The organism is Vibrio fluminensis, from assembly GCF_015278125.1.
Classification (GTDB): Bacteria; Pseudomonadota; Gammaproteobacteria; order Enterobacterales; family Vibrionaceae; genus Vibrio; species Vibrio fluminensis.
In genome coordinates this window covers 32,317-57,487 of the sequence record NZ_JADILO010000019.1, presented here as the reverse complement: position 1 = coordinate 57,487, position 25,171 = coordinate 32,317, and the positions used below count along the sequence as shown (strand labels likewise).

The following is a 25,171-nucleotide window of genomic DNA, read 5'->3' as shown; positions in this document are numbered from 1 at the left end:
TTAAACTGGCTGTTTAGCTGCGACAGCAAATAAAAAGCATGTGGCTACGACTTAGCGTTACGCGATAGAAAAAATTCAAGGTGAGTGGTTTGTGCTGCTCACCTTTTTGTTTATTAGCTGCTCGTACAACAGGCGTGCAGAGGAGAAGAATCATGAGTCATCCAATTGAACAGTTAGAACAGATCATGGCGACGCTGCGTGACCCCCAGAAGGGCTGTCCGTGGGATCGTAAGCAGACGTTTGACACCATCGTACCGCATACCATTGAAGAAACGTATGAGGTGGTGGACGCGATCCATAATCAAGACTGGTCGAATCTGAAAGAAGAGCTGGGTGATCTATTGTTCCAAGTGATTTTCTACAGCCAGTTGGCGAAAGAGCAGGGATTGTTTGATTTTTCTGAGGTGGTAGAAACCGTTAATGAGAAGCTGACTCGTCGTCATCCTCATGTTTTCTCTGGTGTTGAGTTTGAGTCAGATGAGGCCATTAACGCCAATTGGGAAGCAGAGAAAGCAAAAGAGAAGGCTCAAATAGGCAAATCAGAGCAAAGTATTCTAGACTCAATACCAAATTCTCTACCTGCTTTAATGCGTGCTACAAAGATACAAAAGAAGTGTGCACGCTATGGATTTGATTGGGACTCACTCGGGCCAGTCGCTGACAAAGTACGTGAAGAGTTAGACGAAGTATTGCAAGAGTCGATGCTTGCTGACAGCCAACACGAGAACGTTGAGCTTGAATTAGGTGATTTAATGTTCGCTGTGGTCAATTTAGCACGACATCTGGATACCAATCCTGAGGTCGCTTTAGCGAAAGCGAATCTTAAATTTGCTCGTCGTTTTGCTGGTGTGGAAGAAAAAGTTTATCAAAACGGAAAAAAATTATCAGATTATAGTTTGGATGAATTAGAACAGTTTTGGCAAAAAATTAAGCAGGAATAGCGAGATATAGCGCTGTAATTGAGCGTAATTGGGATAAATTTGACTCATCCCATTTACAAGTTTAATTAATCTGAATCATTCACTTTGATTTGAAGCAAAAAATAATTAATAGTGGTGTGATAGATTTCACGTTGTGGCGGTAAGGGGCTTCTGGTATATTTGCATCCCGTCCAGAAGAAATCCATTTTCCCTCATTCAACCAATTTCAGGTTAAACATGACGACAAATTACATTTTTGTTACTGGCGGGGTTGTATCCTCTCTAGGTAAAGGTATTGCAGCAGCATCTCTTGCAGCTATTCTTGAAGCTCGTGGTCTTAAAGTGACTATGATGAAGCTTGACCCTTACATCAACGTTGACCCAGGCACTATGAGCCCAACTCAACACGGTGAAGTGTTCGTAACAGAAGACGGCGCAGAGACAGACCTAGACCTTGGTCACTACGAGCGTTTCATCCGCACTAAGATGACTAAGCGTAATAACTTTACAGCAGGTCGTGTTTACTCAGACGTTCTAGCTAAAGAGCGTCGTGGTGACTACCTAGGTGCAACTATCCAAGTTATCCCTCACATCACAAACGCAATCAAAGACCGCGTGATCAATGGTTCTCAAGGCCATGACGTAGCGATCGTTGAAGTTGGTGGTACGGTAGGTGATATCGAGTCACTACCATTTATGGAAGCGATTCGTCAGTTAGCGGTTGAAATCGGCCGTGAACGCGCAATGTTCATGCACCTAACTCTAGTTCCTTACCTTGCAGCAGCAGGTGAAGTGAAAACTAAACCGACTCAGCACTCAGTAAAAGAGTTGCTATCAATCGGTATCCAACCAGATATCCTAGTTTGCCGCAGCGATCGTATGATCCCAGCAAACGAGCGTAAGAAGATTGCGCTATTCTGTAACGTGCAAGAAAAAGCCGTTATCTCAATGAAGGACGTAGATTCAATCTACAAGATCCCTCAACTTATCAAGTCTCAAGGTCTAGACGACCTAGTTTGTGCTCGTTTCGGTATCAACGCACCAGAAGCGGACCTTTCTGAGTGGGAACAAGTAATCTACGAAGAAGCGAACCCAACGGGCGAAGTAACTATCGGTATGGTCGGTAAATACATCGAACTACCAGATGCTTACAAGTCAGTAAACGAAGCATTGAAACACGCAGGCTTGAAAAATCGTCTAAGCGTCACTATTAAGTATGTAGACTCTCAAGATGTAGAGACTAAAGGTACTGAAGTTCTAGAAGGTCTAGACGCAATCCTAGTACCAGGTGGCTTCGGTGACCGTGGTATCGAAGGTAAGATCCGTGCAGCACAATATGCACGCGAAAACAAAGTTCCTTACCTTGGCATCTGTCTAGGCATGCAAGTGGCACTGATCGAATACGCGCGTAACGTTGCGGGTATGGAAGGCGCACACTCAACAGAATTTAATAAAGACACTAAGTACCCAGTGGTTGGTCTAATCACTGAATGGGTAGATGCAGAAGGTAAAGTTGAAGAACGTACTGAAACATCTGACCTTGGCGGTACAATGCGTCTGGGTTCACAGCTATGTCACCTAGAGAAAGGTACTAAAGCTCGTGAACTATACGGTAACGCGACGATTCATGAACGTCACCGTCACCGTTACGAAGTGAACAATAATCTTCGTCCGCAAATCGAGAAAGCAGGTCTGAAAGTATCAGGTCTATCAGCGGACAAGAAACTAGTGGAAATGATTGAGAACCCAGCTCACCCATGGTTTGTAGCGGCTCAGTTCCACCCAGAGTTCACTTCGACTCCTCGCGATGGTCACCCATTGTTTGCAGGTTTCGTAAAAGCTGCGGGAGAAAACTCGCGCGGTGAATTGAAGTAAGAAGTAAAAAGGATACGGGCAGTTGCGAAGGTTTGCGACTGCCCTTTAATTTCGACATTTATATTTATACGAGAGGAAACATTAATGTCTAAGATCGTTAAAGTTCTAGGTCGTGAAATCATCGACTCACGTGGTAACCCAACTGTTGAAGCTGAAGTACACCTAGAAGGCGGTTTCGTTGGTATGGCAGCTGCTCCATCTGGCGCTTCTACTGGTTCACGCGAAGCTCTTGAGCTACGTGACGGTGACAAATCACGTTTCCTAGGTAAAGGTGTTCTTAAAGCTCTTGAAGCTGTAAACGGCGCAATCGCTGAAGCTCTAGTTGGTAAAGACGCTAAAGACCAAGCTGCAATCGACGCAGTGATGATCGAACTAGACGGTACTGAAAACAAATCTAAGTTTGGTGCTAACGCAATCCTAGCGGTTTCTCTAGCAAACGCTAAAGCAGCAGCTGCTGCTAAAGGCATGCCTCTATACGAGCACATCGCTGAGCTAAACGGTACTGCTGGTCAGTTCTCTATGCCTCTACCAATGATGAACATCATCAACGGTGGTGAGCACGCTGACAACAACGTTGACATCCAAGAGTTCATGATCCAACCAGTTGGTGCTAAGACTCTTAAAGAAGCTCTACGTATCGGTGCAGAAGTATTCCACAACCTAGCTAAAGTTCTTAAGTCTAAAGGCTACAGCACTGCAGTTGGTGACGAAGGTGGCTTCGCTCCAAACCTTAAGTCTAACGCTGAAGCTCTAGAAGTTATCGCAGAAGCTGTTGCAGCTGCTGGTTACGAACTAGGTAAAGACGTTACTCTAGCTATGGACTGTGCAGCATCTGAATTCTTCGACAAAGAAGCTGGCATCTACAACATGAAAGGCGAAGGTAAAACTTTCACTTCTGAAGAGTTCAACCACTACCTAGCTGACCTAGCTAGCAAGTTCCCAATCGTTTCTATCGAAGACGGTCTAGACGAGTCTGATTGGGCTGGTTTCGCACACCAAACTCAACTTCTAGGTGACAAGCTTCAACTAGTTGGTGACGACCTATTCGTTACTAACACTAAGATCCTAGCTGAAGGTATCGAGAAAGGCATCGCTAACTCTATCCTAATCAAGTTCAACCAAATCGGTTCTCTAACTGAGACTCTAGCTGCAATCAAGATGGCTAAAGACGCAGGTTACACAGCTGTAATCTCTCACCGTTCAGGCGAAACTGAAGATGCAACTATCGCTGACCTAGCGGTAGGTACTGCTGCAGGTCAAATCAAGACTGGTTCTATGAGCCGTTCTGACCGTGTTGCTAAGTACAACCAACTTATCCGTATCGAGGAAGCTCTAGGTGAGCGCGCTCCTTTCAACGGTCTTAAAGAAGTTAAAGGTCAATAATTTAGATTTCTAAGTTATTAGCTTAACGCTTTGAAACGCTCCACCTCGGTGGGGCGTTTTTTTTGTGCTGAAGAACTGAGAATTGGGAACGCTCCGCTTACGGATATGGGAACGGCTTCGCCTTACGGAGCGCTTTGCTCCGGGATTTGCGAACGGGCTTCGCCCTACGGAACGCTGCGCTTACGGATATGGGAACGAGCTTCGCCCTACGGAACGCTGTGCTTACGGAATACGGAATCGAATTTAGTGCTAGCGTTAAGTTTGTCATTCCATAGAGTGCGTTAGCACGAGTAGGGAATCTTGTATTTGGTGAAGTTTAAGATAGATCCCCAATTCACGGGTGAGGATCGTAAGGTTTGAGGCACACTCTCAATTAGTAAAAACCATTGACTCAACTTGTTCTCTAAAAGACAAAATATCCCGCATCCCGCATCCCGCATCCCGCATCCCGCATCCCGCATCCCGCATCCCGCATCCCGCATCCCGCATCCCGCATCCCGCATCCCGCATCCCGCATCCCGCATCCCGCATCCCTATGCGCTCGCTATCGTCTCAACCCTGCGCTTTTCCATCTCTTCACGAATCGCGGCACCTTTAAAACCATCAGCGATGATCTCTTGTACTTGCACGCTTAAGGCAGCTTGAAAAGCGGCTTCGAAAATCGCTTTTTGTGGATAGTCGATATGCTCAAGACCTTTGCGACCTTGATGATCGGCCATGCAGCAAAGCAAGATATCATTGAGGCGTTCTGGCTTGCGCCACACATCGAATTTGTTGAGGATCTTGAGCTTGGTTGCGGGTTTTAGTTCAGCCGCTCTATGGATATTAGAGTGCTGCTCACACACCATTAGCGCGAGATCGCGATACTCGTTGGGCACACGCACGCGCTCACATAACGATTTAATGATTTTAAGCCCGGTATGGCAGTGCATTTTATGGCTTGGCCATTCGCTTTGTGGCGTAACGCCTTTGCCTAAGTCATGCACTTGAGCGGCAAATCTTACCGAAGTCGATTCAGAAAGCAGTGAGGCTTGTTTCGCCACCATTAAGGTATGAACACCAGTATCAATCTCTGGATGCCACTTCTCGGGCTGCGGTACGCCAAATAGACGGTCAATTTCCGGCAATACCACTTTGAGTGCACCACATTCGCGCAATACCGAAAGGAACACTTGCGGATCTTGCGTCGATAGGGATTTATGCCACTCTTGCCAAACGCGCTCTGCGGTGAGATGTTCAAGCTCTCCATCCGCAACAATTTGAGCCATTAATGCCATGGTTTCTGGCGCGACGCTAAAGCCGAGATGTGCGAGCTTAGCGGCAAAGCGAGCGACGCGAAGCACTCGCAGTGGGTCTTCAACAAAAGCCGTTGAAACATGCCTTAGAATGCGATTGTTTAGGTCTTGTTGACCATGATAGGGGTCAATGATATTGCCTTGCTCATCTTGCGCCATCGCATTGATGGTGAGGTCGCGTCGCATGAGATCATCTTCTAATGTGACGTCAGGTGCAAAATGACATTGAAAGCCAGTGTAACCTGAACCGGTTTTTCGCTCGGTTCGTGCCAGCGCATGTTCTTGCTTATTCTTTGGGTGCAAGAATACTGGGAAGTCTTTCCCCACTGCCGTGTAGCCTTTCGCCAACATTTGTTCAGGGGTTGCGCCAACGACAACCCAGTCTTTGTCATACACTGGGAGATTGAGCAGTTGATCGCGTACTGCACCGCCAACAAGGTATTTTTGCACTTTGTTCTCACTCACTATCATCATTGCCTATTGTAGTAGGCAATGGTACTTTCGTTACCAATAAATTCCCAGCGACTAGTGTCATGTATAACCATCATTTCGGATTTGTTGAGCTACCTTTCTCGATTGTTCCTAACTCACGTTTTCTCTATTTAAGTCAGCGTCATAAAGAAGCCATTTATCACCTGCAAGCTGGGCTAGGTGACGGTGGTGGCTTTGCTATGCTGACTGGTGAAGTTGGTACGGGTAAAACCACAGTATCAAAAGCAATGGTGAAGGCACTCGATAGCTCGACCCAGATAGGCTCGATTCTCAACCCGACGTTTTCTAGCCTAGAGCTTTTACAAGCGATCTGCGATGAGTTTAGCTTACCTTATGTTGAGCAAGCTTCGATTAAGCAACTGACTGATACGATCAAACAGTTTTTACTTGAGAGTTACCGTGATGGTAAACAGACTTTAGTTATCATTGATGAAGCTCAGCACCTGTCTGCCGAAGTGCTAGAACAGCTCCGTTTGCTGACGAACTTAGAGACGGAGCAGAGAAAGTTACTTAAGGTACTTTTGATTGGCCAGCCTGAATTGCAGCAAAAATTACAGATGCCGCAATTGCGTCAGCTCGCTCAACGTATTACTGGTCGCTACCATTTGCTGCCTTTAGACAGTAATGAAACCGCCAAGTACATCCAATTTCGTTTACAGCTCGCAGGAGGCAATAGTGAACTCTTTTCTGCCAAATGCTTAAAGCTCATTGCTCAAGCGACTTTGGGTATCCCGCGCCTGATTAATTTGGTGTGTGATGCGGCATTGAAGCGTGCCTATCAAGTTGGCGAACAACAACCAAGCACACAGTCAGTCAATCAAGCGTGTGAAGAGGTCATGAGTTTTCAGCCCGCTTTCTATCAGGCTCATGTGACCAAGCGTCCTCAGGCTAGTCAGAAGTTGAAGTATGCCGCTTCAACTGCGCTAGGTCTGGCATTAGCTAGCGCGAGCTGGTTCTACTTACCCGGTTATATTTCTGCGCCAATTCAAGCGCAGCTGCAGCAGACCTACCCTGAGCAGCCTTTGGTGGTGGAGCGCAAAGAGGTGTTTCCTAGTGAATTAGCGGAATTATTAGAGAGGCCGTCATCACTCGCTGATGGATTAAATGAGCTCTATTATGCGTGGGGTTACCGTGCCTCTGTGGTCGACAAAATGTGTGAAACGAGTGATAGTTCTCGATTTGATTGTGCGAGTTTACAAGGTGATTTCGACCAATTATTGGAGCGTAATTTACCCGTCGTCTTAAGCTTAGAGTTTAAAGGTGAACCGCGTTTTGCTGTGTTGTACCGAGCGACGCCAGAAAGGGTGCAGCTATTAATTGATAGTCAGCGAGTTGAGTTCGAACGCCGTTGGCTTAATCAGATATGGCATGGTGATTATCATCTTATCTGGCAGCGCTTGTGGACGGATACGCTTAAGCCTGGTGTAGTTGGTAATCAAGTCATCAGTTTAGATGCAGAGCTTTCAAAGGTGCTCGAATTGCCTGCGTCCGCTGAGAACACTTACGGTAGTGATCTAAGAGATAAAGTGAGTATGTTTCAGCGTTGGCAAGGCTTGAGTGTTGATGGTATTGCAGGAGCAAAGACTCTCAGACGACTCGAGTGGTTAGCTCAGAATGACAGCGCACCACATTTAACGGTTTTGGAGGGTATCTAATGGCGAACTTAATTCAATCGTTAGAAGAGTCGCAGCAAGGGTATCAAGCTCATCATTCTCGTCACGCTAGCTTTCAGCCGACCCAACAGATTAAAGCTGGTGGCGGATGGGGCAAGTGTGCAGCCTTAGTTGTCTTACCTGTCATGACTGCTTCCCTTGTTGTTTCAGGGATGACATATATTGAAATGCGGAATAATTGGTTAGCGGAGAATGTTGGTGGAGTGGAAGTCGTTGAGTTTTCTCAGCCGATCCAAGCACTGAGTTATCCTGACGTTGGAGTCTTGCGAGATACCCAACGAGAGTTAGTCGCACCGGTAACAAGGATTCCAGCCTCTGTCGCTTCAACAGCAGCGATACAACCTGAAGCTGCGCTTATCAATGCATCATCGAGCGCCGAAACTGGACCAGCGGTTGCTTCTGACGAGCAAGATGATTTGTTAGAGGGGATTGATTTCTCAACGTTATCACCTGATGTTGCCCAGCTCCTTCAGTCAGCAATGGAATCAGAGTCATCCGCCTCAACGTCAGACGATGTGTTCGCTCAGTCACTGTTAACGAATGATGCGAATCTGTGGGCGGGGCGTTTACCGGCTCTAAACTTTCAAACTCATGTTTATTCGTCAAATCCGAACAAGCGCTGGGTGAAAGTGAATAACACCGAATTCCAAGAGGGGAGTTGGCTGGCGGATGGGGTGAAGTTGGTGTCGATAGAACCGCAAGCTTGTGTTATCGAGTTTGATAACCAGCGCATCCAAGTTCCAGCGCTGTATGATTGGCAAGGTTAGCTAGAAAGTAATAAGGTCACCAAGTGGTGACCTTATTGATATCTGCTTATGCCCAGCCCGCTGGAGAGCGTTTTCTGCGTGGGATTACATGTGGAAGAATTAAGCCTAACAGTAAACCGATACCTGCAACGCCACCACCGTAAGTGAAGTACTTCATCAGTAGGTCATCTTTTTGCGTATCTAGCTTAGCGCGCAGATCACGAACTTCTGATTGCGATGCTAGTAATTGCTGATTCATTTCTGAGTTGCTTTTCTTCAACTGAGAAATCTGGCTGTTACTTGTTTCCAGAGAATCTACTAGTCCAGCTTTTTCTTTATCAGCATTCTCGTTCGCGTTTGCTAATTTCGCTTTTACTTCAGTCAATTCTTTTTCAAGGCGCGGTAAACGCGTGGTCATACTTTCTTGTGCAGTCACGAATTTGCTCGATACCCAACCTTTACGGCCGCGGTTATCAACCACTTCGCTGAAGCCATTTTCTTTATTAGTAGAAAGCAGTTTTACTTTTTCACCTGCATCCACGCTGCCAATGATTCGGTACTGATTACTCGGACCTGAATGCATGTAGGTAAATAGATTATCAGAGATATAGCGATCTTGCGCCATTGCAGAAGGTGCTGCAATGATTAGCGTAAAGATCATTAGAACCAATTTTTTCACGGTAAATCCTTTAACAGTCATCAAGCTTTCAGGGAAGGGGTAACCCCGAAGAGCAAATAGTATGAAGTTTCTTTTTATGGTGCAACAAAGAAGGGAGGCTAAGCCTCCCTTTCTGCGTGTTTGAGTCAATAATGACAGTCAGCTTACATTTCACTGACTTATATTTGATTAACCAAACGAGGCCTGAATCGCATAGAAGAACACAACAGCAAGCAATGCACCTGCTGGTAGAGTCACAATCCAAGAAGCGACGATGTTACGAATAACACCCAAGTTTAGTGCCGCAATACCACGAGCAAAACCTACACCAAGAATCGCACCTACAAGTGTTTGTGTCGTTGAGATTGGTAGACCTGTACCAGAGGCAAGTACTACTGTACATGCTGTCGCTAGCTGAGCTGCAAAGCCACGGCTAGGTGTCAATTCTGTAATACCAGTACCAACTGTCGCCATTACTTTATGACCTAGGGTCGCTAGACCAACGACGATACCAAAACCACCTAGTGGAAGAATCCACCAAACGATTTCGCTTTTACCAGTAATTGAACCCATGTGTTCTACTGTTGATACAACCGCTGCTAGTGGACCGATCGCGTTGGCTACATCGTTTGAACCGTGAGCAAATGCCATAGCACACGCGGTGATAACCATTAGTACGCTGAAGATGCCTTCTACGCCGGCAAAGCCGTGATCATCTTCGCGGTTAGCAAATTTCTTCTGGATGTAGAAGTAACCGCCAATCATAACAAGTGCAGAAACACCCGCGCCCCACATCCAAGCTTCGGTGTTGCTTAGGTGTAGACCAACGTGTTTAAGGCCCTTCTTAATTGTTACTAGCGCGATCACCATCGTGGTGATGAACATGTAAACAGGCACAAAACGCTTAGCGTTGAACAGTGGTTTCTCTGTATCGAAGATCAATCGTTGCGCGCTAACAAAAATTACGTAAGCGAAGAAACCAGAGATAATTGGTGTAATGATCCAGCTGCCTACGATACCTTGAACACTGCTCCAGTCTACTGCTTCTGTACCTACTGATACGCACGCAAAACCGATGATTGCACCGATGATTGAGTGAGTTGTTGATACCGGCCAGCCCATATATGACGCAAGCAGTAGCCACGTACCAGCCGCAAGAAGCGCTGACATCATGCCGTAAACAAGCACATCTGGTTGAGAAGCAAATAGAGAAGTTTCAATAACACCTTTACGGATTGTATCGGTTACTTCGCCACCGGCTAGATAAGCACCAGCAAATTCGAAAATCATCGCAATGATGATTGCTTGTTTAACAGTCAGAGCTTTGGAGCCAACTGACGTACCCATCGCATTGGCCACGTCGTTTGCACCAATACCAATTGCCATCATGAAGCCAAAAATGGCCGCAACAATAATCAGGACAGTGCCATAGTTCGCAAGGATATCCATCGTAATACCTAGTTGTTTGATAATAATCGGAGCCAAATTTTAAACACGAGAAAACCCCTTAAGCGTCGAAATACTCATCGCCTAACTGGGGTGTGTCTTAAAGATGTGCTCGTTATTGAGTTAACTTACATTTATGAGCGGGAAAGCATTACTTCTAATCGAGCACCTACACGCTGTGCTTGATCGGCAATACCGCCTACCCATTCTAAAATCTTGTACAGGAACATCACGTCGATAGGGTTCAGATCTTGCTCAATCGCCATTAATTGTTGACGAAGTTGGATCTGCATCGCATCGGTGTCATCTTCGATTTTATCTAGTTGATTAATCATTTCTGCAACTAGAGTAACTTCGCGACCTTTGAATCCTGTTTCTAGCAGTTCATCCAATTCGCTGATCACTTTTTGAGCTTGCTGTGCTGCGTCTAAACAACGCTTCACGTAAGCAATAAAGTTTTCTTGAAGAGGAGCAGGAATAGCGAGTTGGCGGCCATAAACGCGACCGGCAATGTCTTTTGCTAGATTTGCAAGTTTGTCTTGCTGTGTCAGTAGTTCCAACATGTCACTACGATCTACAGGCATGAACAAACCTCGAGGAAGTTTGATACGAATTTCGCGCTTGAGTACGTCCGCTTCTTTCTCTAGATGAGAAATTTGTGCACGAATTTCTGATGCTGTTTCCCAGTCACCTTGAGCACAAACCTCAAAGAAATTAACTAGGTGAGAGCAACATTCGTTAACGCACACTACGTGACGCTGCAAAGGCTTAATAGGGGACTTTGCAAATAACCCCATAATTGTATTTACTGGCATGGTCATTCAACCTACTAAATATAACCCATAAGTAACAATACACCCTTTACGGGCGAAATGTTGTGCGATGGCTATAAAGGCGCGCATGGTAACGCATTAAATCCATCATTAAAACTGTTTTAGATCATCAATTGAGCGATATTTCACTCTTGCCGAGTACGAAATATAGCAATATCCTGTCTCTATCTGCTTTGAAAGGTATAACTATGGAAACCGAGATAGAACTGAAGTTTTTTGTTTCTCCAGATTTTTCAGAAACTTTACGCCAAAAAATTTCTGAAGCAAAGATACTTCAGCATAGCTGTCGTGAGCTGGGTAACACTTATTTTGATACACCAGAAAACTGGCTAAGACAGCATGATATTGGTCTGCGCATTCGCCGTTTCGATGAGGTTTATGTTCAAACGGTAAAAACGGCAGGGCGAGTCGTTGCTGGTTTACATCAACGCCCTGAATACAATGCTGAACATACAGGCAATGAACCTGACTTATCTCTGCATCCTGGTGATATTTGGCCAATGGGCAAAGACATCGACACGCTACAAGCTGAGTTATCGCCTCTTTTCTCGACTAACTTTACGCGTGAGCAATGGCTCATTGCGATGGCAGACGGCAGCCAAGTGGAAGTTGCTTTCGATCAAGGTGAAGTTATTTCCGGAGAAGAGAGAGATACGATCTGCGAAGTAGAGCTTGAACTAAAATCGGGCCAAACTGATGCGTTGTTCACGTTGGCGCGCAGTCTAAGTGATACAGGTGGTATGCGCTTAGGAAACCTGAGCAAAGCGGCTCGTGGTTATCGTCTTGCACTTGGCTACAGTGGCGATGAAGTAAAGGCAATGGAGCTGGTAGCGACAGATAAGAACGACACAGTTGAGTCTTGCTTAATCACGTCACTAGAGCATGCGTTATCTCACTGGCACAATCATGAGCAAATTTATTCTGAACGCGAGTCGATTGACGCTCTGCATGAAATAAAGAACTCTATCAGTTTCATTCGTCAGACCTTGACCATCTATGGTGCGATTGTACCTCGTAAGGCTAGTGCATTGATTCGTCAGGAACTTAAATGGTTGGAACAAGAGCTTGAATGGATTAAGCAGTATGACTATTTAGAAGATCTGTTAGAAGATAAAGGGCATGCATTACGTAAACTTGATGCTCGTAAATTCTTAATTGCTGAGTTGAGTGAGATTCAACGTGAATTGCCTTCACGTGAAGATACCTTGGCGCAATTTAATTCTGCTCGCTATACCGCTTTACTATTAGATTTAAGTCGTTGGATCTTAACTCGTGGTTGGCAACCTTTCTTAGATGATAAATCGCGCCAAGCGATGGCACAGAATATTCAGCCTTTTTCGGTTGAACAACTTGAGCGTACTTGGCATGAGTTAATGGAAGCGTTTCCGCCAGAAAAAGTCATGGCTCCTCAGGATTACATTGAACAGCAATATCGCTTGATGCGTAACCTGTACACTGGCGTTGGTTTTGCTAGTTTATATGATGCAGTTGAACGAAATAGCTTCCGTTTACCATGGGCTGATTTGCTGCAAGGGATTGATGATCTTCTTACTTTAAAACCATTGGAAATGATGGTCGAGAGACTTGAAGGGGAAGAGCGTGAACAATTGGAACGCTGGTTGTTCCGCCAAGAAACATCAATCTTGCACGCGATGGAACAGACTCGCGTAATTTGCATTGAAGCGGAGCCTTATTGGCAAGAATAGCCAGATGAATGGTGTAAAAAAGAGAGCCTAGGCTCTCTTTTTTTATGCGTAGCGTTTTCTGCTGGTTACTTGTCGAGAGATTTGAGAGACGAGCCTTGATGCAGTTTGTCTATGTCCTTACTCATTTTTCTCTCTAGCTTTTCAAGGCGTTGCAGAATCACTTGCTGTTGCTCTAGCAGCATCAGCATCTGCTTTTCCTTCTGCTCCGCTTTTAACGCCTGCATTTTGCTGGGTGACGTGATCACTGACGTAATCAAGCCCGAGATCATACCAAATAATCCGACCCCACTGAGTATGACTGCCGCAGCAACGACTTTACCTAATTCAGTCACAGGATAGTGATCGCCGTATCCCACAGTGGAAATGGTGACGAGTGCCCACCAAAGCGCATCTCCTCCGGTTTTTATATTGGCTTCAGGGGAGTGCCCTTCAGCAAACAGCATGACACTTGAACCAAGGGTCAAAAGCACAACCAGCAGTAGCAGAATTGAAGCAATAGTCGTTTCTTTGCGGTTACTGAGAAGTTGCTGAATGATATTTCGGCTAGAGCGAATGACTAGAATGACTCGCAAAATATGAAAAATGCGTGCGAAGCGTAAAGGTTCGATCATGGGCACACTAGCAATGAAATCGATCCAATGCTTTTTCATAAAATGAGCTCTATCTTCGGCACGGATCAAATCAATCGTAAGTTGTAGAAGAAAAATACTACAAACAATGAAGTCTAAGCCGATAAGAATATGACGTGTCTCGGAGTTTATTGGTAAAAACAATAGGGCTGAGATCACAAATAGCGCCATAAAAGAGAGAATTAGTGACAGCAAGCTCATCGGCTTGGTTTCGTCTTTGTTATCATTTCTTTTCATACGAAGCTCGAAATAATTATAGGTGCTAATACTAAAGTACCACTTTTTTAAAGGCACTTTCCGCCGATGTAGAAAGAATATATGACTTAGTGGAGAACTAACAATGACGACAATGGCATTTAAGCCATGGGAACGAGTGATTACGGATATTCGTCTCGTTCCTAAAATGGCCATGCTGATGGTGTTCAGTACCTTACTGATCGTCGGCAAGCAATTATGGGACGCTGAAACCTTCTACAACTCACTTCTTGCTGCGACAAGTAATGATGCCGTCGCACGAGAACATTATGAAGCATACTTGGTTGATGTAATTTGGCAAACAATTGCCTTAATTGGTGTTTTTATTTTTGTTCTCCTGTTTGCTGCACGAATTATGTTACGTCAAACCAATTACTTAAATGAAGCCATTAAACGCATGGCGAGTGGCGATTTAAGTACACCTGTTCGTCTTGAATGTCGTGATGAGTACGGTGATGTTGCTCGTGAATTAGAGCGAACAAGAACTCAATTACAAGACCTAATCAAAACTCAAGTGAGTTCTTCTCAAGAACTTTCTGGCTTAACGGAAGTAATGACATTGAGCATGTCAGAAACCAAAGAGTCGGCAATGGAAGAATTTCAAGAGATCGATCAACTCGCGACAGCGATGAGCGAAATGACCTCTACGGTACAAACTGTGGCAGACCATGCGCAAAATGCTTCTTCACTAACAGAGAGCGCTTCGAGCCAAGCGGCAACTGGACAGCGTTTCGTGCAAGATACAGTTGGGAAGATTAGTGAGCTTTCTCAAGATATCGCGGCATCAGCGCAAGCGGTAAACCAAGTTGAAGAAAGTGTTGAAAAGATTGGCAGTGTGGTTGGGACTATCCAAGGTATCTCTGAGCAAACGAACTTGCTTGCATTGAACGCTGCGATTGAAGCTGCGCGTGCCGGAGAAGCGGGTCGTGGCTTTGCTGTGGTAGCGGATGAAGTACGCAATTTAGCACAGCGCACTCAGCAAGCGACGGTAGAGATTCAAGATATGATTTCTCAACTGCAAAGTAGCGCAAATTCAGCTGTGGAGTTGATGGAGAAAAGTGTCGTTGAGGCAGCCGAAGGTGTTGAATTGGTCACCAATGCGGGTAGCGAGTTGGATGGCATTGTTTCACAGGTCAACCAAATTAATGATATGAACTTCCAAATAGCGACGGCGGCAGGTCAGCAAAGTAGTGTTGCAGAAGAGATGAGCCAAAATCTTACTAATGTGCGCGAACTGGTGGAAGCTTCGGTGACCGTTGTCTCTGAATTACTCGAAACGTCTGAAATTATGCAGAGAAACGCTGAAGAGTTAGATAAGAAAATTACCGCATTCAAAGTGTGATCTCACAGAGTGACTCAATAAACGCCTGCGAATTGTTTGCAGGCGTTTTTTATTGTCCAAAGTTTGTTATAACTAACTGAACAAAATCAAATAGGGCTGTGCCCCTTCGCTAATCAAGCTTTTCTCAACAAGGAAGAATCATGCCGTTGCCTTCATCTCTTACTTCGATATCGCAATCTGCCTTGGCCAACTTAGAGCATTATCCATTTTCGCAACATTGGCCTGAAGAGGTTGTTCAGCAATTGGAACATGTCGCGGGCTTGAGCCAGTTTGTCATTGAAATTTTGGCAAAAGATGAGCAATTGTGTAATGAACTGCCAGCCATGCTCGAGCAAAAGGAGCGGCATAGTCTTTATCGTGACGTTCTTGCTGCGCAGTTATCTCATTGCAGCGATGAAATGAGTGGGCAGCGGGTATTGAGGCAGTTCCGCAATCGAGAAATGGCTTACATTGCTTGGCGTGACTTTTGTGGTAGTTGGTCCCTTGAAGAAAGCTTAGAGCACCTTTCTCAACTGGCTGAAGCGATGATCTTCGAAACTTATCAATGGCAATATAAAGCCTGTTGTGAGTTATGGGGAACGCCTTGTAATGAGCAAGGTGAAGCGCAGCCGATGTTAATCATTGGTATGGGTAAGTTGGGAGGTGGTGAGCTCAACTTTTCTTCCGATATCGATTTGATTTTTACTTATCCGGAAAACGGTGAAACGCAAGGCGCTCGCCGAAGTATTGCTAACGCTCAATTCTTTACTCGTTTAGGACAGCGCATTATTAAAGCGCTCGATCAGCAAACCTTTGATGGTTTCTGTTATCGCGTTGATATGCGTATTCGTCCATTTGGTGATAGCGGTCCATTAGTAATGAGTTATGCCGCGCTTGAAGATTACTATCAAGAGCAAGGACGTGACTGGGAACGCTACGCCATGATCAAGGCGCGCGTTATGGGGCGTGAAATGTACCCAGAGTACCAAGAGTTGCGTCAGATGTTGCGTCCATTTGTATTTCGCCGTTATATCGATTTTAGTGCTATTCAATCTTTGCGCCGTATGAAGTCGATGATCAGCAGCGAAGTGCGTCGTCGTGGCTTGAGCAATAACATTAAGCTGGGTGCGGGTGGTATTCGAGAAGTGGAGTTTATTGCTCAGGTCTTTCAGTTGATCCGAGGCGGACGTGAACCAAGCCTGCGTCAGCGCGGTTTACTGGTCACTTTAGATGCGATTGACGAGCTCGAATTACTGAGCAAACAAGAAGTCGTCCATTTGCGAGATGCGTATAAGTTCCTGCGACGTCTTGAGAACTTATTACAAGCCATGGCAGATAAACAAACACAAACGTTACCTGATGGCGAGATTGAGCGTTTGCAACTTGCGGTCGCAATGGGCTTTCAAGATTGGTCACAACTGCAGCAGCAAGTTGAACTAAACATGACCAATGTGCACGCAGTGTTTACTCATTTGATCGGTGATGATGAAGAAGAGCAGAGCGAGGTTGCCAAACACTTCAGTGAGTTGTGGGACATGGCGCAGCACAGCGATGTAATTGAAAACATCCTCACCAATGATATTCAGGTCGCTGAACCGGAAAAGATGGCGCAAACCATCATCACTTTCAAACAGGACTTAGCAAAGAAAACGCTAGGGCCGCGTGGGCGAGAAGTGCTAAATCGCTTAATGCCGAAAATATTCCAAGCGATCTTCGCTCATGCGGATGCTGAGTTTGGTTTACCACGAGTCCTGCATTTGTTGCATCGCATCGTGACACGTACCACTTACTTAGAGCTATTGGATGAACATGGCGCTGCTTTGACTCAACTTGTGCGTCTATGTACCGCGAGTCCAATGATTTCTGAGCAGCTTGGGCGCTACCCAATTCTGCTTGATGAGCTGATTGACCCACAGCATTTGTATAACCCAATTCCTCTTGAGTCATATCGTACAGAATTGCGCGATTATCTTGCTCGTATCCCAGAAGATGATATGGAACAGCAGATGGAAGCGCTGCGCCAGTTTAAGCAGATTTGTATCTTACGCATTGCCGCTGCGGATATCGCGGGTGTGTTGCCTGTGATGAAAGTGAGTGACCACTTAACTTATTTGTCGGAAGCGATTGTTGAGTGTGTGGTTAACCAAGCTTGGCTGCAGATGGTGGCGAAATATGGGCAGCCTAACCATCTTAAAGATCGTGAAGGTAAAGGCTTTGCGGTCGTTGGTTACGGGAAAGTTGGTGGGTGGGAGCTTGGCTATAACTCCGATTTAGATATCGTGTTTATGCACGACTGCCCAGTGAGTGCTTATACCGATGGTAAGAAAGATATTGATGGCCGTCAGTTCTATTTGCGTCTTGCACAGCGCATTATCCATATTTTCTCAATCCGTACTGCATCGGGCATTCTGTATGAAGTGGACACTCGCTTACGTCCATCGGGCGCTTCGGGATTATTAGTCAGTCCAACGGATGCGTTTGACGAGTACCAACGCACGGAAGCATGGACTTGGGAGCATCAAGCATTGGTGCGCGCGCGTATGATCTATGGTGATGAACCGCTACAACGAGCGTTCCATGAGATCCGTCATGGGATCTTATGTCTGCCACGTGAAACCGAAGAGTTGAAAAAGCAAGTGGTTGATATGCGTATAAAAATGCGCGATCACTTAGGTGGCAAAAAAGCCGGTCGTTTTATGTTGAAGCAAGACCCCGGCGGGATTACGGATATTGAGTTTCTCGCGCAATACTTGGTGCTTAATTACAGTCATGATAAACCAAAGCTAACGCGATGGTCGGATAACGTGCGTATATTCGAATCGCTCATCGCTCAGGGGATCATGGATGAGTATCAGGCAATGGCGGTAACCAACGCCTATACTTCGATGCGTGACCAAATCCATCACCGTAATTTGCTTAACCTAGATGCCGATGTTGCTGATGATAAATTTACTCAAGAGCGCCAATTAGTCGTGGACGTCTGGCAGCAGTGGTTAGTATCTTAGTGGTTAGATAATCAAAAGGTTTTGACCCTTCTGGCGCTATGATAAACTTTGCCCAGAATTAAATAGTGGAGTTCCATGATGAAACCAATCCTACCTGACTACAGTCAAGCGGGTGTGCTAATTGTTGGTGACGTAATGCTAGACCGTTACTGGTATGGTCCAACCGGTCGTATTTCGCCAGAAGCACCTGTTCCAGTAGTGAAAGTAGAAAACAACGAAGAGCGTCCTGGTGGTGCTGCTAACGTAGCAATGAATATCGCCTCACTAGGTGGACACGCACACATCGTGGGTTTAACAGGGATTGATGAACCAGCTAAAGTGTTGAACGAAACGTTATCAGCACTAAAAGTGAAATGTGATTTTGTTTCACTACCAAATCTGCCAACCATTACCAAGCTTCGTGTATTGAGCCGTGGTCAGCAGCTCATTCGTCTCGACTTTGAAGAACCGTTTGAAGGCGTCGACCCAGAGCCGATCCTCGATCGCATGGAGCAAGCACTGCCAAAAGTCAAAGCCGTAGTTTTCTCCGACTACGCTAAAGGTGCGCTAGAGCATGTGCAGCAATTTATTCAAAAAGCTCGCGCAGCCAACGTCCCAGTATTTATCGACCCGAAAGGTGCCGATTTCGAACGTTACCGTGGTGCGACACTGCTGACGCCAAACATGTCGGAATTTGAGCATGTGGTTGGTAAAGTGAAATCAGAACAGGATCTGGTTGAAAAAGCATTGGGACTGATCGAACAGTTTGATTTTGAAGCGCTATTGGTAACACGCAGTGAACATGGCATGACATTGATCCGCCGTGGTCAAGAGCCATTCCATCTGCCGACTCAAGCAAAAGAAGTGTTCGACGTGACGGGCGCTGGTGATACTGTGATTTCTGTATTGGCGGCTTCTGTATCAGCGGGTAAACCTCTTGATCAAGCGTGTGCGCTCGCAAATGCGGCGGCAGGTGTGGTCGTGGGTAAACTGGGTACTTCAACGCTATCAACGATTGAATTGGCGGAAGCGATTCATGGTAGCCATGACACGGATTTCGGCGTAATTGCTGAGTCAGCCTTGATTGAAGCCGTCAAGAAGGCGCAAGGTCGTGGTGAGAAAGTTGTCATGACTAATGGTTGCTTTGATATTTTGCATGCAGGCCATGTTTCTTACCTGAATCATGCTGCTCAATTAGGCGATCGTTTGATTGTGGCGGTGAATACTGATGAGTCAGTGAAGCGTCTGAAAGGTCCTGGTCGTCCGGTTAACCCAACAGATCGCCGTATGGCGGTGCTGGCAGGCTTAGGCGCGGTTGATTGGGTTGTGCCGTTTGGTGAAGATACGCCACAACGATTAATTGCTGAAGTGCTGCCTGATCTATTGGTGAAGGGTGGTGATTACAAACCGGAAGAGATTGCTGGTGGTAAAGAAGTGATTGCCAATGGCGGTGAAGTAAAAGTTCTCAACTTTGAAGATGGCTGCTCAACCAGTGAAATCATCAATGCGATTAAAGGCGGCAAAGGCTAACTAGCACTGCTAACCCAAATGATTAGACGCTCATCTTTGATGGGCGTTTTTTTTGCTCGCTAGGCGTGTGGCAGGCGTAAAAAACAAAAAAGGAGCCTTGGGCTCCTTTTTTATAATTCAGCTGAAGATTAGTCTTCTAGCTCACCACAGAAGCGGTAACCTTCACCGTGGATAGTCGCGATGATCTCTGGTGTACCAGACACTGATTCAAAGTGCTTACGGATACGACGGATTGTTACGTCAACCGTACGGTCATGTGGCTTAAGCTCACGACCAGTCATTTTCTTCAGTAGATCCGCACGAGTTTGGATCTTACCTGGGTTCTCACAGAAGTGTAGTAGTGCACGGAACTCTGAACGAGGAAGCTTGTAGCTATCGCCATCAGGGCTCACTAGAGAGCGACTGTTGATGTCTAGAACCCAACCGTTGAATTGGTATTTCTCAACACTACGTTTCTCTTCTTGAACTGAACTAGAGTTCATTGAACGGTTTAGTAGGTTGCGAGCGCGGATAGTGAGTTCGCGTGGGTTAAATGGTTTAGTGATGTAATCATCTGCACCGATTTCAAGACCAAGGATCTTATCAACTTCGTTGTCACGACCAGTCAAGAACATCAGTGCCACATTTGCTTGCTCACGCAGTTCACGAGCTAGCAATAGACCATTTTTACCAGGTAGGTTGATGTCCATGATCACCAAGTTGATTTGACTTTCAGTCAAAATATGGTGCATCTCTTCACCGTCACTGGCTTCAAAAACAGCGTATCCCTCTGCTTCAAAAATACTCTTTAGAGTGTTACGAGTTACTTGCTCATCTTCAACGATAAGAATCTGCGGGGTTTGCATCGGCGTTACCTAAACTTGTGAAAAAATGTGCTAATAGAATAAATTCTAGGCAAAAACATTACTTACAGGTAATTGATTTTGACAATATACCAAAGACTATAAAAAAACACTTCTTTACATGCCCGCCATCCTTGGTGTTACTTTCTTTCAAAAGAGGTTCCGTATCCTCATTCATACTATTAAGCGTTTGACTCGGATTTTATAGAGTTAACAGCATGCTAACAATGCACAAATGTTAATTCCATTCACTTTGTTGATTTATATCAAGAGATTCTTTGTAACAGATATTAATAGTAAATGACAGTTGTAAATTTATTGGTTATATGATGATTGATGCTCATTTTTGGCAAGCTTACTGTGATCCATACTTCAAATTTGAAAATAGAATTCCAACTGGTGATTTTGTGATTATTACGGCGAATAATCCAGCGAGCTATAGACTGGAAGAACAGGAAAACCTTATAAGAAATAAATGTTTGCAGTGTGATCTAGCTCCACATATTTTACATAATGTTTTAGTGGGGAATGAGGACTTTTCCTGGTCAGAAGCAAGCTTTGCAAGCTCAATTTCTGTGCAGTTGGCTATTGAGCTTGCGCAAAAATATCAGCAGAATGCTATCTACTTTGTTCAAGATGAACAGCTCAAATTGTTATCTTGCCTACCAGATAGAACAATAATTAACCTAGGGAAATGGGGGCATAGGATCAGATAAGGAATACCTATTTAGTTCATGGAGGAAGACATGAGAGACATTACACCGGACATTTGTGACAAATTTGAAAGCCACGTTAATTACGTAAATTTACCACTTTGTAATTTTGGGCAACGTACTGCTTTTTGGGGAAAAATTGTTACCATACGTTGTTATCACGATAACTCTAAAGTGCGTGAAGTATTAGGGCAGGATGGCACTGGAAAGGTTTTAGTGGTAGATGGTAATGGCTCGTGTCAACGAGCTTTACTTGGTGATCAATTAGCTATTTTAGCGATAGAGAACAATTGGGAAGGTATCATCATCAATGGTGCGATCCGTGATGCTGCAGTTATTGCTGAAATGGATATTGGTGTGCAAGCTTTAGGTACTTGCCCATTTAAAACCGAAAAGCGAGGTGCGGGTGACGTTGATGTAATGCTTACTATCCATAACCAAATGATCCAGCCTGGAGACTATATCTACGCGGATTGGAATGGCGTGCTTACGTCGAGTGAATTACTGAATTGGTGTTGATAGTCAGTTAGAAGCGAAAACCAATCCCCACTTCAAAACCTTGTTGCCACTCTTGATAATCGAGAGTGGCATGTAGATCAAGATGTTCAGTTAAATGAACACGACTTGATACTTCTGCGGCAATACCGTTTTCTTGCCCTTCAGGGGCGTCTTCATTGTTATAAGAGTGCAAGGTACTCTTTAACGATAAACGCGGAGAAACTTGGTACTTCAGTCCACTCAGAAAACCACTTTCCTTGTTTTTATCCAGTCGAGTACCGACATACACATCAACTTTATCAAATAAGTTATAGGCATAACCACTGTCTATAGTCCAAGAGTCAAAGCTATGCTGATTGCTATCACTGGATAGAAATAGTTTGTGTGGAGACTTTTCAGAGTCGATTTTTAGCTCAGGAAGATCGGCAGCAAACGCCCCCCAACTAAGAAGGGTAAAGGTAAGGCTAATTAGTATTCTCATAAGCCGCCTCAATCCGAAGGTTGAAATCAATTATTCCACTGCATGCACAATTAAAGCATAGATCTCACTCATTGGTCGTAGTTTTTAACTAAAAGCGATCAAATTTGCTATATACGTTGGGTTTGTATGCGATTTCAGTCGTTAAATCGAGCTTGATTGGTTGGTTTTTATGCTTGAAAAATAAAGTTTTCGTTGACTAGATGTTGTTAAATAAGGTAAACGTAGAGGTAAGCAAACATACAGCAGCGAAATTTACATGCGAATCGACAGCCTAAACGTAATGACCACAACCATTATTATTACCGACACTACGCGCGTTGGGGCAGGCTGCTAAGCGTAAAAAATCAAAAAAAAGGCCTGTATCCCAAACGGACACAGGCCTTTTTTTATACCAATTTATCGAGAATTCGGAGGAAGGGATGCGAGTTTTAAAATTTGGTGGTTCATCACTAGCCGATGCTGACCGCTTTTTGCGAGCGGCAGACATAATTGCTAATAATGCCCAACAAGAAGAAGTAGCTGTAGTGCTATCAGCACCAGGGAAAACCACTAATAAGTTAGTGGCCGTTATCGAAGCTGCTTTGAAAGGCAGTGATGCCGAATTACAAATTGCCGAAATCGAGGATTTATTCCGCGGACTATTAGCTGAAATTCAGCAATCAGTACCTAATTTGGATGCGAATGGTTATAACCATCAAGTTAAGAGTTCGTTGACGCAATTGCGTCAGTTTGTCAGTGGCATTAGCCTTTTGGGTATGTGTCCTGACAATGTAAACGCGCGTATTATCAGTAAAGGTGAACGAGTTTCTATCCAGTTAATGCAAGCGGTGTTAGAAGCGAAAGGACAGCCTGCGAGTTTAATCGACCCTGTTGAATACTTGCTTGCGCGAGGTGACCACCTTGAAGCTATGGTTGATGTTGAAATTTCTACCGAAAACTTCCGCGCTAAGCCACTGCCGCAAGGGCATGTAAATATTATGCCGGGCTTCACGGCTGGTAACGCTAAAGGTGAGTTAGTGACATTGGGCCGTAATGGTTCGGATTATTCAGCAGCAGTCCTTGCGGCGTGTTTACGTGCAGAGTGTTGTGAAATTTGGACTGACGTGGACGGCGTCTACAACTGTGATCCGCGTTTAGTGGATGATGCGCGTTTACTTAAATCACTGAGTTACCAAGAAGCGATGGAGCTTTCTTATTTTGGTGCATCAGTGCTGCATCCTAAGACGATTGCACCAATCGCTCAATTCCATATCCCATGCTTGATTAAAAATAGCTTTAACCCGCAAGGCGCGGGCACTTTGATCGGTCAAGACACAGGTGAAGACAAGTTAGCGATCAAAGGCATTACTACACTAAGCGATTTAACTATGGTCAACGTTTCAGGCCCTGGCATGAAAGGGATGGTTGGCATGGCAAGTCGCGTATTCGGTGCGATGTCATCTGCTGGTGTATCAATTGTGCTTATCACACAGTCTTCTTCTGAGTACAGCATCAGTTTCTGTATCGAAGCGGAAGATAAAGCTTTAGCAGAGCAAGCGCTAAAAGATGCCTTTGAACTTGAACTTAAAGATGGGCTGTTAGAGCCTGTTGAATACATCAATAACGTGGCTATTGTAACGCTAGTGGGTGATGGCATGCGCACCTCTCGTGGTGTGGCTTCTCAATTCTTCTCGTCTTTGGCTGAAGTCAACGTCAACATCGTCGCGATTGCGCAAGGTTCATCGGAGCGCGCGATTTCTGCCGTGATCCCAGAAGATAAGATCTCTGAAGCGATCAAAGCGTGTCACGAAAATCTATTCAACTCCAAACACTTCCTTGATGTGTTTGTGGTCGGTGTCGGTGGCGTAGGTGGTGAACTGGTTGATCAGATCCAACGTCAACAAGCCAAACTGGCCGATAAAGGTATTGTGCTGCGCGTATGTGGTTTAGCGAACAGCAAAGGCGTATTACTTGATGGCCAAGGTTTACCTCTCGAGCATTGGCGTGATCGCCTCAACGGCGTTTCTGAGCAGTTTAGCTTGGCGAGCCTTAAGTCTTTGGTTCAGCGCAATCATATTATCAACCCTGTGCTGGTGGACTGTACGTCAAGCGAAGCCATCGCTAATCAATATGCTGATTTCTTAGCAGCGGGTTTCCATGTTGTAACACCAAACAAGAAAGCCAATACCGCCAGCATGTCTTACTACCATCAACTGCGTAATGTTGCGCGTAGCTCTCGTCGTAAATTGATGTACGAGACAACGGTAGGCGCAGGTTTACCTGTAATTGAGAACCTGCAGAACCTAATTTCAGCGGGTGATGAGCTTGAGCGCTTTACGGGTATATTGTCGGGTTCGCTTTCTTATATCTTTGGTAAGTTAGATGAAGGCATGACGCTAAGCCAAGCAACGAATATCGCAAAAGACAACGGTTTCACTGAACCAGATCCACGTGATGATCTATCTGGTATGGATGTGGCTCGTAAGCTGCTTATTCTTGCTCGTGAAGCAGGCATGGCACTTGAGTTAGAAGATGTTGTGGTTGATCAAGCACTACCACCGGGTTTTGATGATTCAGGCAGTATTGATGAATTCATGCAGCGTTTGCCGGAGGCGGATGCCTACTTCCAAGAGCAAGTTGCGAAAGCTCGCGCAGAAGGCAAAGTACTGCGTTATGTCGGTGAAATTGCCGATGGGCAATGTCGTGTAAGTATTGCGGCAGTGGATGAAAATGATCCAATGTTTAAGATCAAAGATGGTGAAAATGCATTGGCGTTTTATAGTCGATACTACAATCCAATCCCACTGGTATTACGTGGCTATGGCGCGGGTACAGAAGTAACAGCAGCCGGTGTATTCGCTGATGTAATGCGTACACTTGGCTGGAAACTGGGGGTATAACCATGAGTCGTG

Annotated in this window: 19 protein-coding genes and 1 other annotated feature; of the genes, 12 read left to right on the top strand and 7 right to left on the bottom strand. The window is 45.2% G+C overall.

Going from position 1 to position 25,171, the window contains the following annotated elements; all coding sequences use genetic code 11:
• The first annotated feature begins 152 nt into the window (after positions 1–152).
• From mazG to eno, 3 genes are all read left to right on the top strand, one after another.
• Entirely contained in the window at positions 153–941 is a 789-nt protein-coding gene (mazG, locus tag IRQ95_RS13625) for a nucleoside triphosphate pyrophosphohydrolase (RefSeq protein WP_194437447.1), read from the top strand.
• A 216-nt stretch (positions 942–1,157) separates the two neighbouring features.
• Positions 1,158–2,795, top strand: coding sequence for a CTP synthase (gene pyrG, locus IRQ95_RS13620; RefSeq protein WP_194437446.1), 1,638 nt, complete (start codon positions 1,158–1,160; stop codon positions 2,793–2,795).
• An 84-nt stretch (positions 2,796–2,879) separates the two neighbouring features.
• Complete coding sequence (gene eno, locus IRQ95_RS13615; protein ID WP_194437445.1) at positions 2,880–4,178, top strand: phosphopyruvate hydratase; 1,299 nt, start codon at positions 2,880–2,882, stop codon at positions 4,176–4,178.
• Positions 4,179–4,711: 533 nt separating this feature from the next.
• Here the strand turns inward: eno and IRQ95_RS13610 are convergent.
• A complete protein-coding gene (locus IRQ95_RS13610) occupies positions 4,712–5,923 on the bottom strand; it encodes a multifunctional CCA addition/repair protein (RefSeq protein WP_194437444.1) in 1,212 nt (403 codons plus the stop codon).
• A gap of 83 nt (positions 5,924–6,006) precedes the next feature.
• On the opposite strand from IRQ95_RS13610, the gene IRQ95_RS13605 reads away from it, so the two are divergent.
• Together IRQ95_RS13605 and IRQ95_RS13600 are read left to right on the top strand one after the other, a co-directional pair.
• A complete protein-coding gene (locus IRQ95_RS13605) occupies positions 6,007–7,620 on the top strand; it encodes an ExeA family protein (protein ID WP_194437443.1) in 1,614 nt (537 codons plus the stop codon).
• On the top strand, positions 7,620–8,405 hold the full coding sequence (locus IRQ95_RS13600) for a general secretion pathway protein GspB (RefSeq protein WP_194437442.1): 786 nt from the start codon (positions 7,620–7,622) through the stop codon (positions 8,403–8,405). The genes IRQ95_RS13605 and IRQ95_RS13600 overlap by 1 nt, the downstream gene beginning before the upstream one ends.
• 46 nt (positions 8,406–8,451) lie before the next feature.
• On the opposite strand, the gene IRQ95_RS13595 is transcribed toward IRQ95_RS13600, so the two are convergent.
• The 3 genes from IRQ95_RS13595 to IRQ95_RS13585 all read right to left on the bottom strand — a co-directional run bounded on the left by IRQ95_RS13595 (position 8,452) and on the right by IRQ95_RS13585 (position 11,303).
• Positions 8,452–9,063 carry a TIGR04211 family SH3 domain-containing protein gene (locus IRQ95_RS13595; RefSeq protein WP_194437441.1) on the bottom strand — a complete coding sequence of 204 codons (612 nt, stop codon included), beginning with the start codon at positions 9,061–9,063 and terminating at the stop codon, positions 8,452–8,454.
• 168 nt (positions 9,064–9,231) lie between these two features.
• A complete protein-coding gene (locus IRQ95_RS13590; RefSeq protein ID WP_194437440.1) occupies positions 9,232–10,491 on the bottom strand; it encodes an inorganic phosphate transporter in 1,260 nt (419 codons plus the stop codon).
• A 131-nt stretch (positions 10,492–10,622) separates the two neighbouring features.
• On the bottom strand, positions 10,623–11,303 hold the full coding sequence (locus tag IRQ95_RS13585; protein ID WP_194437439.1) for a TIGR00153 family protein: 681 nt from the start codon (positions 11,301–11,303) through the stop codon (positions 10,623–10,625).
• Positions 11,304–11,509: 206 nt separating this feature from the next.
• Here IRQ95_RS13585 and IRQ95_RS13580 point away from each other — a divergent pair, with 206 nt between their 5' ends.
• Positions 11,510–13,027, top strand: coding sequence for a CYTH and CHAD domain-containing protein (locus IRQ95_RS13580; RefSeq protein ID WP_194437438.1), 1,518 nt, complete (start codon positions 11,510–11,512; stop codon positions 13,025–13,027).
• A 65-nt stretch (positions 13,028–13,092) separates the two neighbouring features.
• Here the strand turns inward: IRQ95_RS13580 and IRQ95_RS13575 are convergent, their stop codons facing one another.
• Complete coding sequence (locus IRQ95_RS13575; protein ID WP_194437437.1) at positions 13,093–13,893, bottom strand: potassium channel family protein; 801 nt, start codon at positions 13,891–13,893, stop codon at positions 13,093–13,095.
• A gap of 103 nt (positions 13,894–13,996) precedes the next feature.
• On the opposite strand from IRQ95_RS13575, the gene IRQ95_RS13570 reads away from it, so the two are divergent.
• From IRQ95_RS13570 to hldE, 3 genes are all read left to right on the top strand, one after another.
• The gene (locus tag IRQ95_RS13570) at positions 13,997–15,253 is read left to right on the top strand and encodes a methyl-accepting chemotaxis protein (RefSeq protein WP_194437436.1); all 1,257 of its coding nucleotides are present in this window, start codon (positions 13,997–13,999) and stop codon (positions 15,251–15,253) included.
• Between the two features lie 140 nt (positions 15,254–15,393).
• Entirely contained in the window at positions 15,394–18,237 is a 2,844-nt protein-coding gene (gene glnE, locus IRQ95_RS13565; RefSeq protein WP_194437435.1) for a bifunctional [glutamate--ammonia ligase]-adenylyl-L-tyrosine phosphorylase/[glutamate--ammonia-ligase] adenylyltransferase, read from the top strand.
• Between the two features lie 78 nt (positions 18,238–18,315).
• Positions 18,316–19,746, top strand: coding sequence for a bifunctional D-glycero-beta-D-manno-heptose-7-phosphate kinase/D-glycero-beta-D-manno-heptose 1-phosphate adenylyltransferase HldE (gene hldE, locus IRQ95_RS13560; protein WP_194437472.1), 1,431 nt, complete (start codon positions 18,316–18,318; stop codon positions 19,744–19,746).
• Between the two features lie 128 nt (positions 19,747–19,874).
• Here the strand turns inward: hldE and arcA are convergent, their stop codons facing one another.
• Entirely contained in the window at positions 19,875–20,591 is a 717-nt protein-coding gene (gene arcA, locus IRQ95_RS13555; RefSeq protein WP_194437434.1) for a two-component system response regulator ArcA, read from the bottom strand.
• A gap of 326 nt (positions 20,592–20,917) precedes the next feature.
• Here arcA and IRQ95_RS13550 point away from each other — a divergent pair, with 326 nt between their 5' ends.
• Both IRQ95_RS13550 and IRQ95_RS13545 read left to right on the top strand, forming a co-directional pair.
• On the top strand, positions 20,918–21,304 hold the full coding sequence (locus IRQ95_RS13550; protein ID WP_348541610.1) for a DUF3293 domain-containing protein: 387 nt from the start codon (positions 20,918–20,920) through the stop codon (positions 21,302–21,304).
• Positions 21,305–21,334: 30 nt separating this feature from the next.
• Entirely contained in the window at positions 21,335–21,820 is a 486-nt protein-coding gene (locus IRQ95_RS13545; RefSeq protein WP_194437432.1) for a putative 4-hydroxy-4-methyl-2-oxoglutarate aldolase, read from the top strand.
• 7 nt (positions 21,821–21,827) lie between these two features.
• On the opposite strand, the gene IRQ95_RS13540 is transcribed toward IRQ95_RS13545, so the two are convergent.
• A complete protein-coding gene (locus IRQ95_RS13540; protein ID WP_194437431.1) occupies positions 21,828–22,280 on the bottom strand; it encodes a ribonuclease regulator in 453 nt (150 codons plus the stop codon).
• A 269-nt stretch (positions 22,281–22,549) separates the two neighbouring features.
• Positions 22,550–22,669, top strand: a sequence feature (Thr leader region).
• Positions 22,670–22,699: 30 nt separating this feature from the next.
• On the opposite strand from IRQ95_RS13540, the gene thrA reads away from it, so the two are divergent.
• Complete coding sequence (gene thrA, locus IRQ95_RS13535) at positions 22,700–25,159, top strand: bifunctional aspartate kinase/homoserine dehydrogenase I (protein ID WP_194437430.1); 2,460 nt, start codon at positions 22,700–22,702, stop codon at positions 25,157–25,159.
• Positions 25,160–25,171: the final 12 nt, after the last annotated feature.

Coding starts and splice junctions, on each gene's coding strand:
- mazG (WP_194437447.1), top strand. CDS start 153: ATGAGTCATCCAATTGAACAGTTAGAACAGATCATGGCGACGCTGCGT.
- pyrG (WP_194437446.1), top strand. CDS start 1,158: ATGACGACAAATTACATTTTTGTTACTGGCGGGGTTGTATCCTCTCTA.
- eno (WP_194437445.1), top strand. CDS start 2,880: ATGTCTAAGATCGTTAAAGTTCTAGGTCGTGAAATCATCGACTCACGT.
- IRQ95_RS13605 (WP_194437443.1), top strand. CDS start 6,007: ATGTATAACCATCATTTCGGATTTGTTGAGCTACCTTTCTCGATTGTT.
- IRQ95_RS13600 (WP_194437442.1), top strand. CDS start 7,620: ATGGCGAACTTAATTCAATCGTTAGAAGAGTCGCAGCAAGGGTATCAA.
- IRQ95_RS13590 (WP_194437440.1), bottom strand. CDS start 10,491: ATGGATATCCTTGCGAACTATGGCACTGTCCTGATTATTGTTGCGGCC.
- IRQ95_RS13585 (WP_194437439.1), bottom strand. CDS start 11,303: ATGCCAGTAAATACAATTATGGGGTTATTTGCAAAGTCCCCTATTAAG.
- IRQ95_RS13580 (WP_194437438.1), top strand. CDS start 11,510: ATGGAAACCGAGATAGAACTGAAGTTTTTTGTTTCTCCAGATTTTTCA.
- IRQ95_RS13575 (WP_194437437.1), bottom strand. CDS start 13,893: ATGAAAAGAAATGATAACAAAGACGAAACCAAGCCGATGAGCTTGCTG.
- IRQ95_RS13570 (WP_194437436.1), top strand. CDS start 13,997: ATGACGACAATGGCATTTAAGCCATGGGAACGAGTGATTACGGATATT.
- glnE (WP_194437435.1), top strand. CDS start 15,394: ATGCCGTTGCCTTCATCTCTTACTTCGATATCGCAATCTGCCTTGGCC.
- hldE (WP_194437472.1), top strand. CDS start 18,316: ATGAAACCAATCCTACCTGACTACAGTCAAGCGGGTGTGCTAATTGTT.
- arcA (WP_194437434.1), bottom strand. CDS start 20,591: ATGCAAACCCCGCAGATTCTTATCGTTGAAGATGAGCAAGTAACTCGT.
- IRQ95_RS13550 (WP_348541610.1), top strand. CDS start 20,918: ATGATTGATGCTCATTTTTGGCAAGCTTACTGTGATCCATACTTCAAA.
- IRQ95_RS13545 (WP_194437432.1), top strand. CDS start 21,335: ATGAGAGACATTACACCGGACATTTGTGACAAATTTGAAAGCCACGTT.
- IRQ95_RS13540 (WP_194437431.1), bottom strand. CDS start 22,280: ATGAGAATACTAATTAGCCTTACCTTTACCCTTCTTAGTTGGGGGGCG.
- thrA (WP_194437430.1), top strand. CDS start 22,700: ATGCGAGTTTTAAAATTTGGTGGTTCATCACTAGCCGATGCTGACCGC.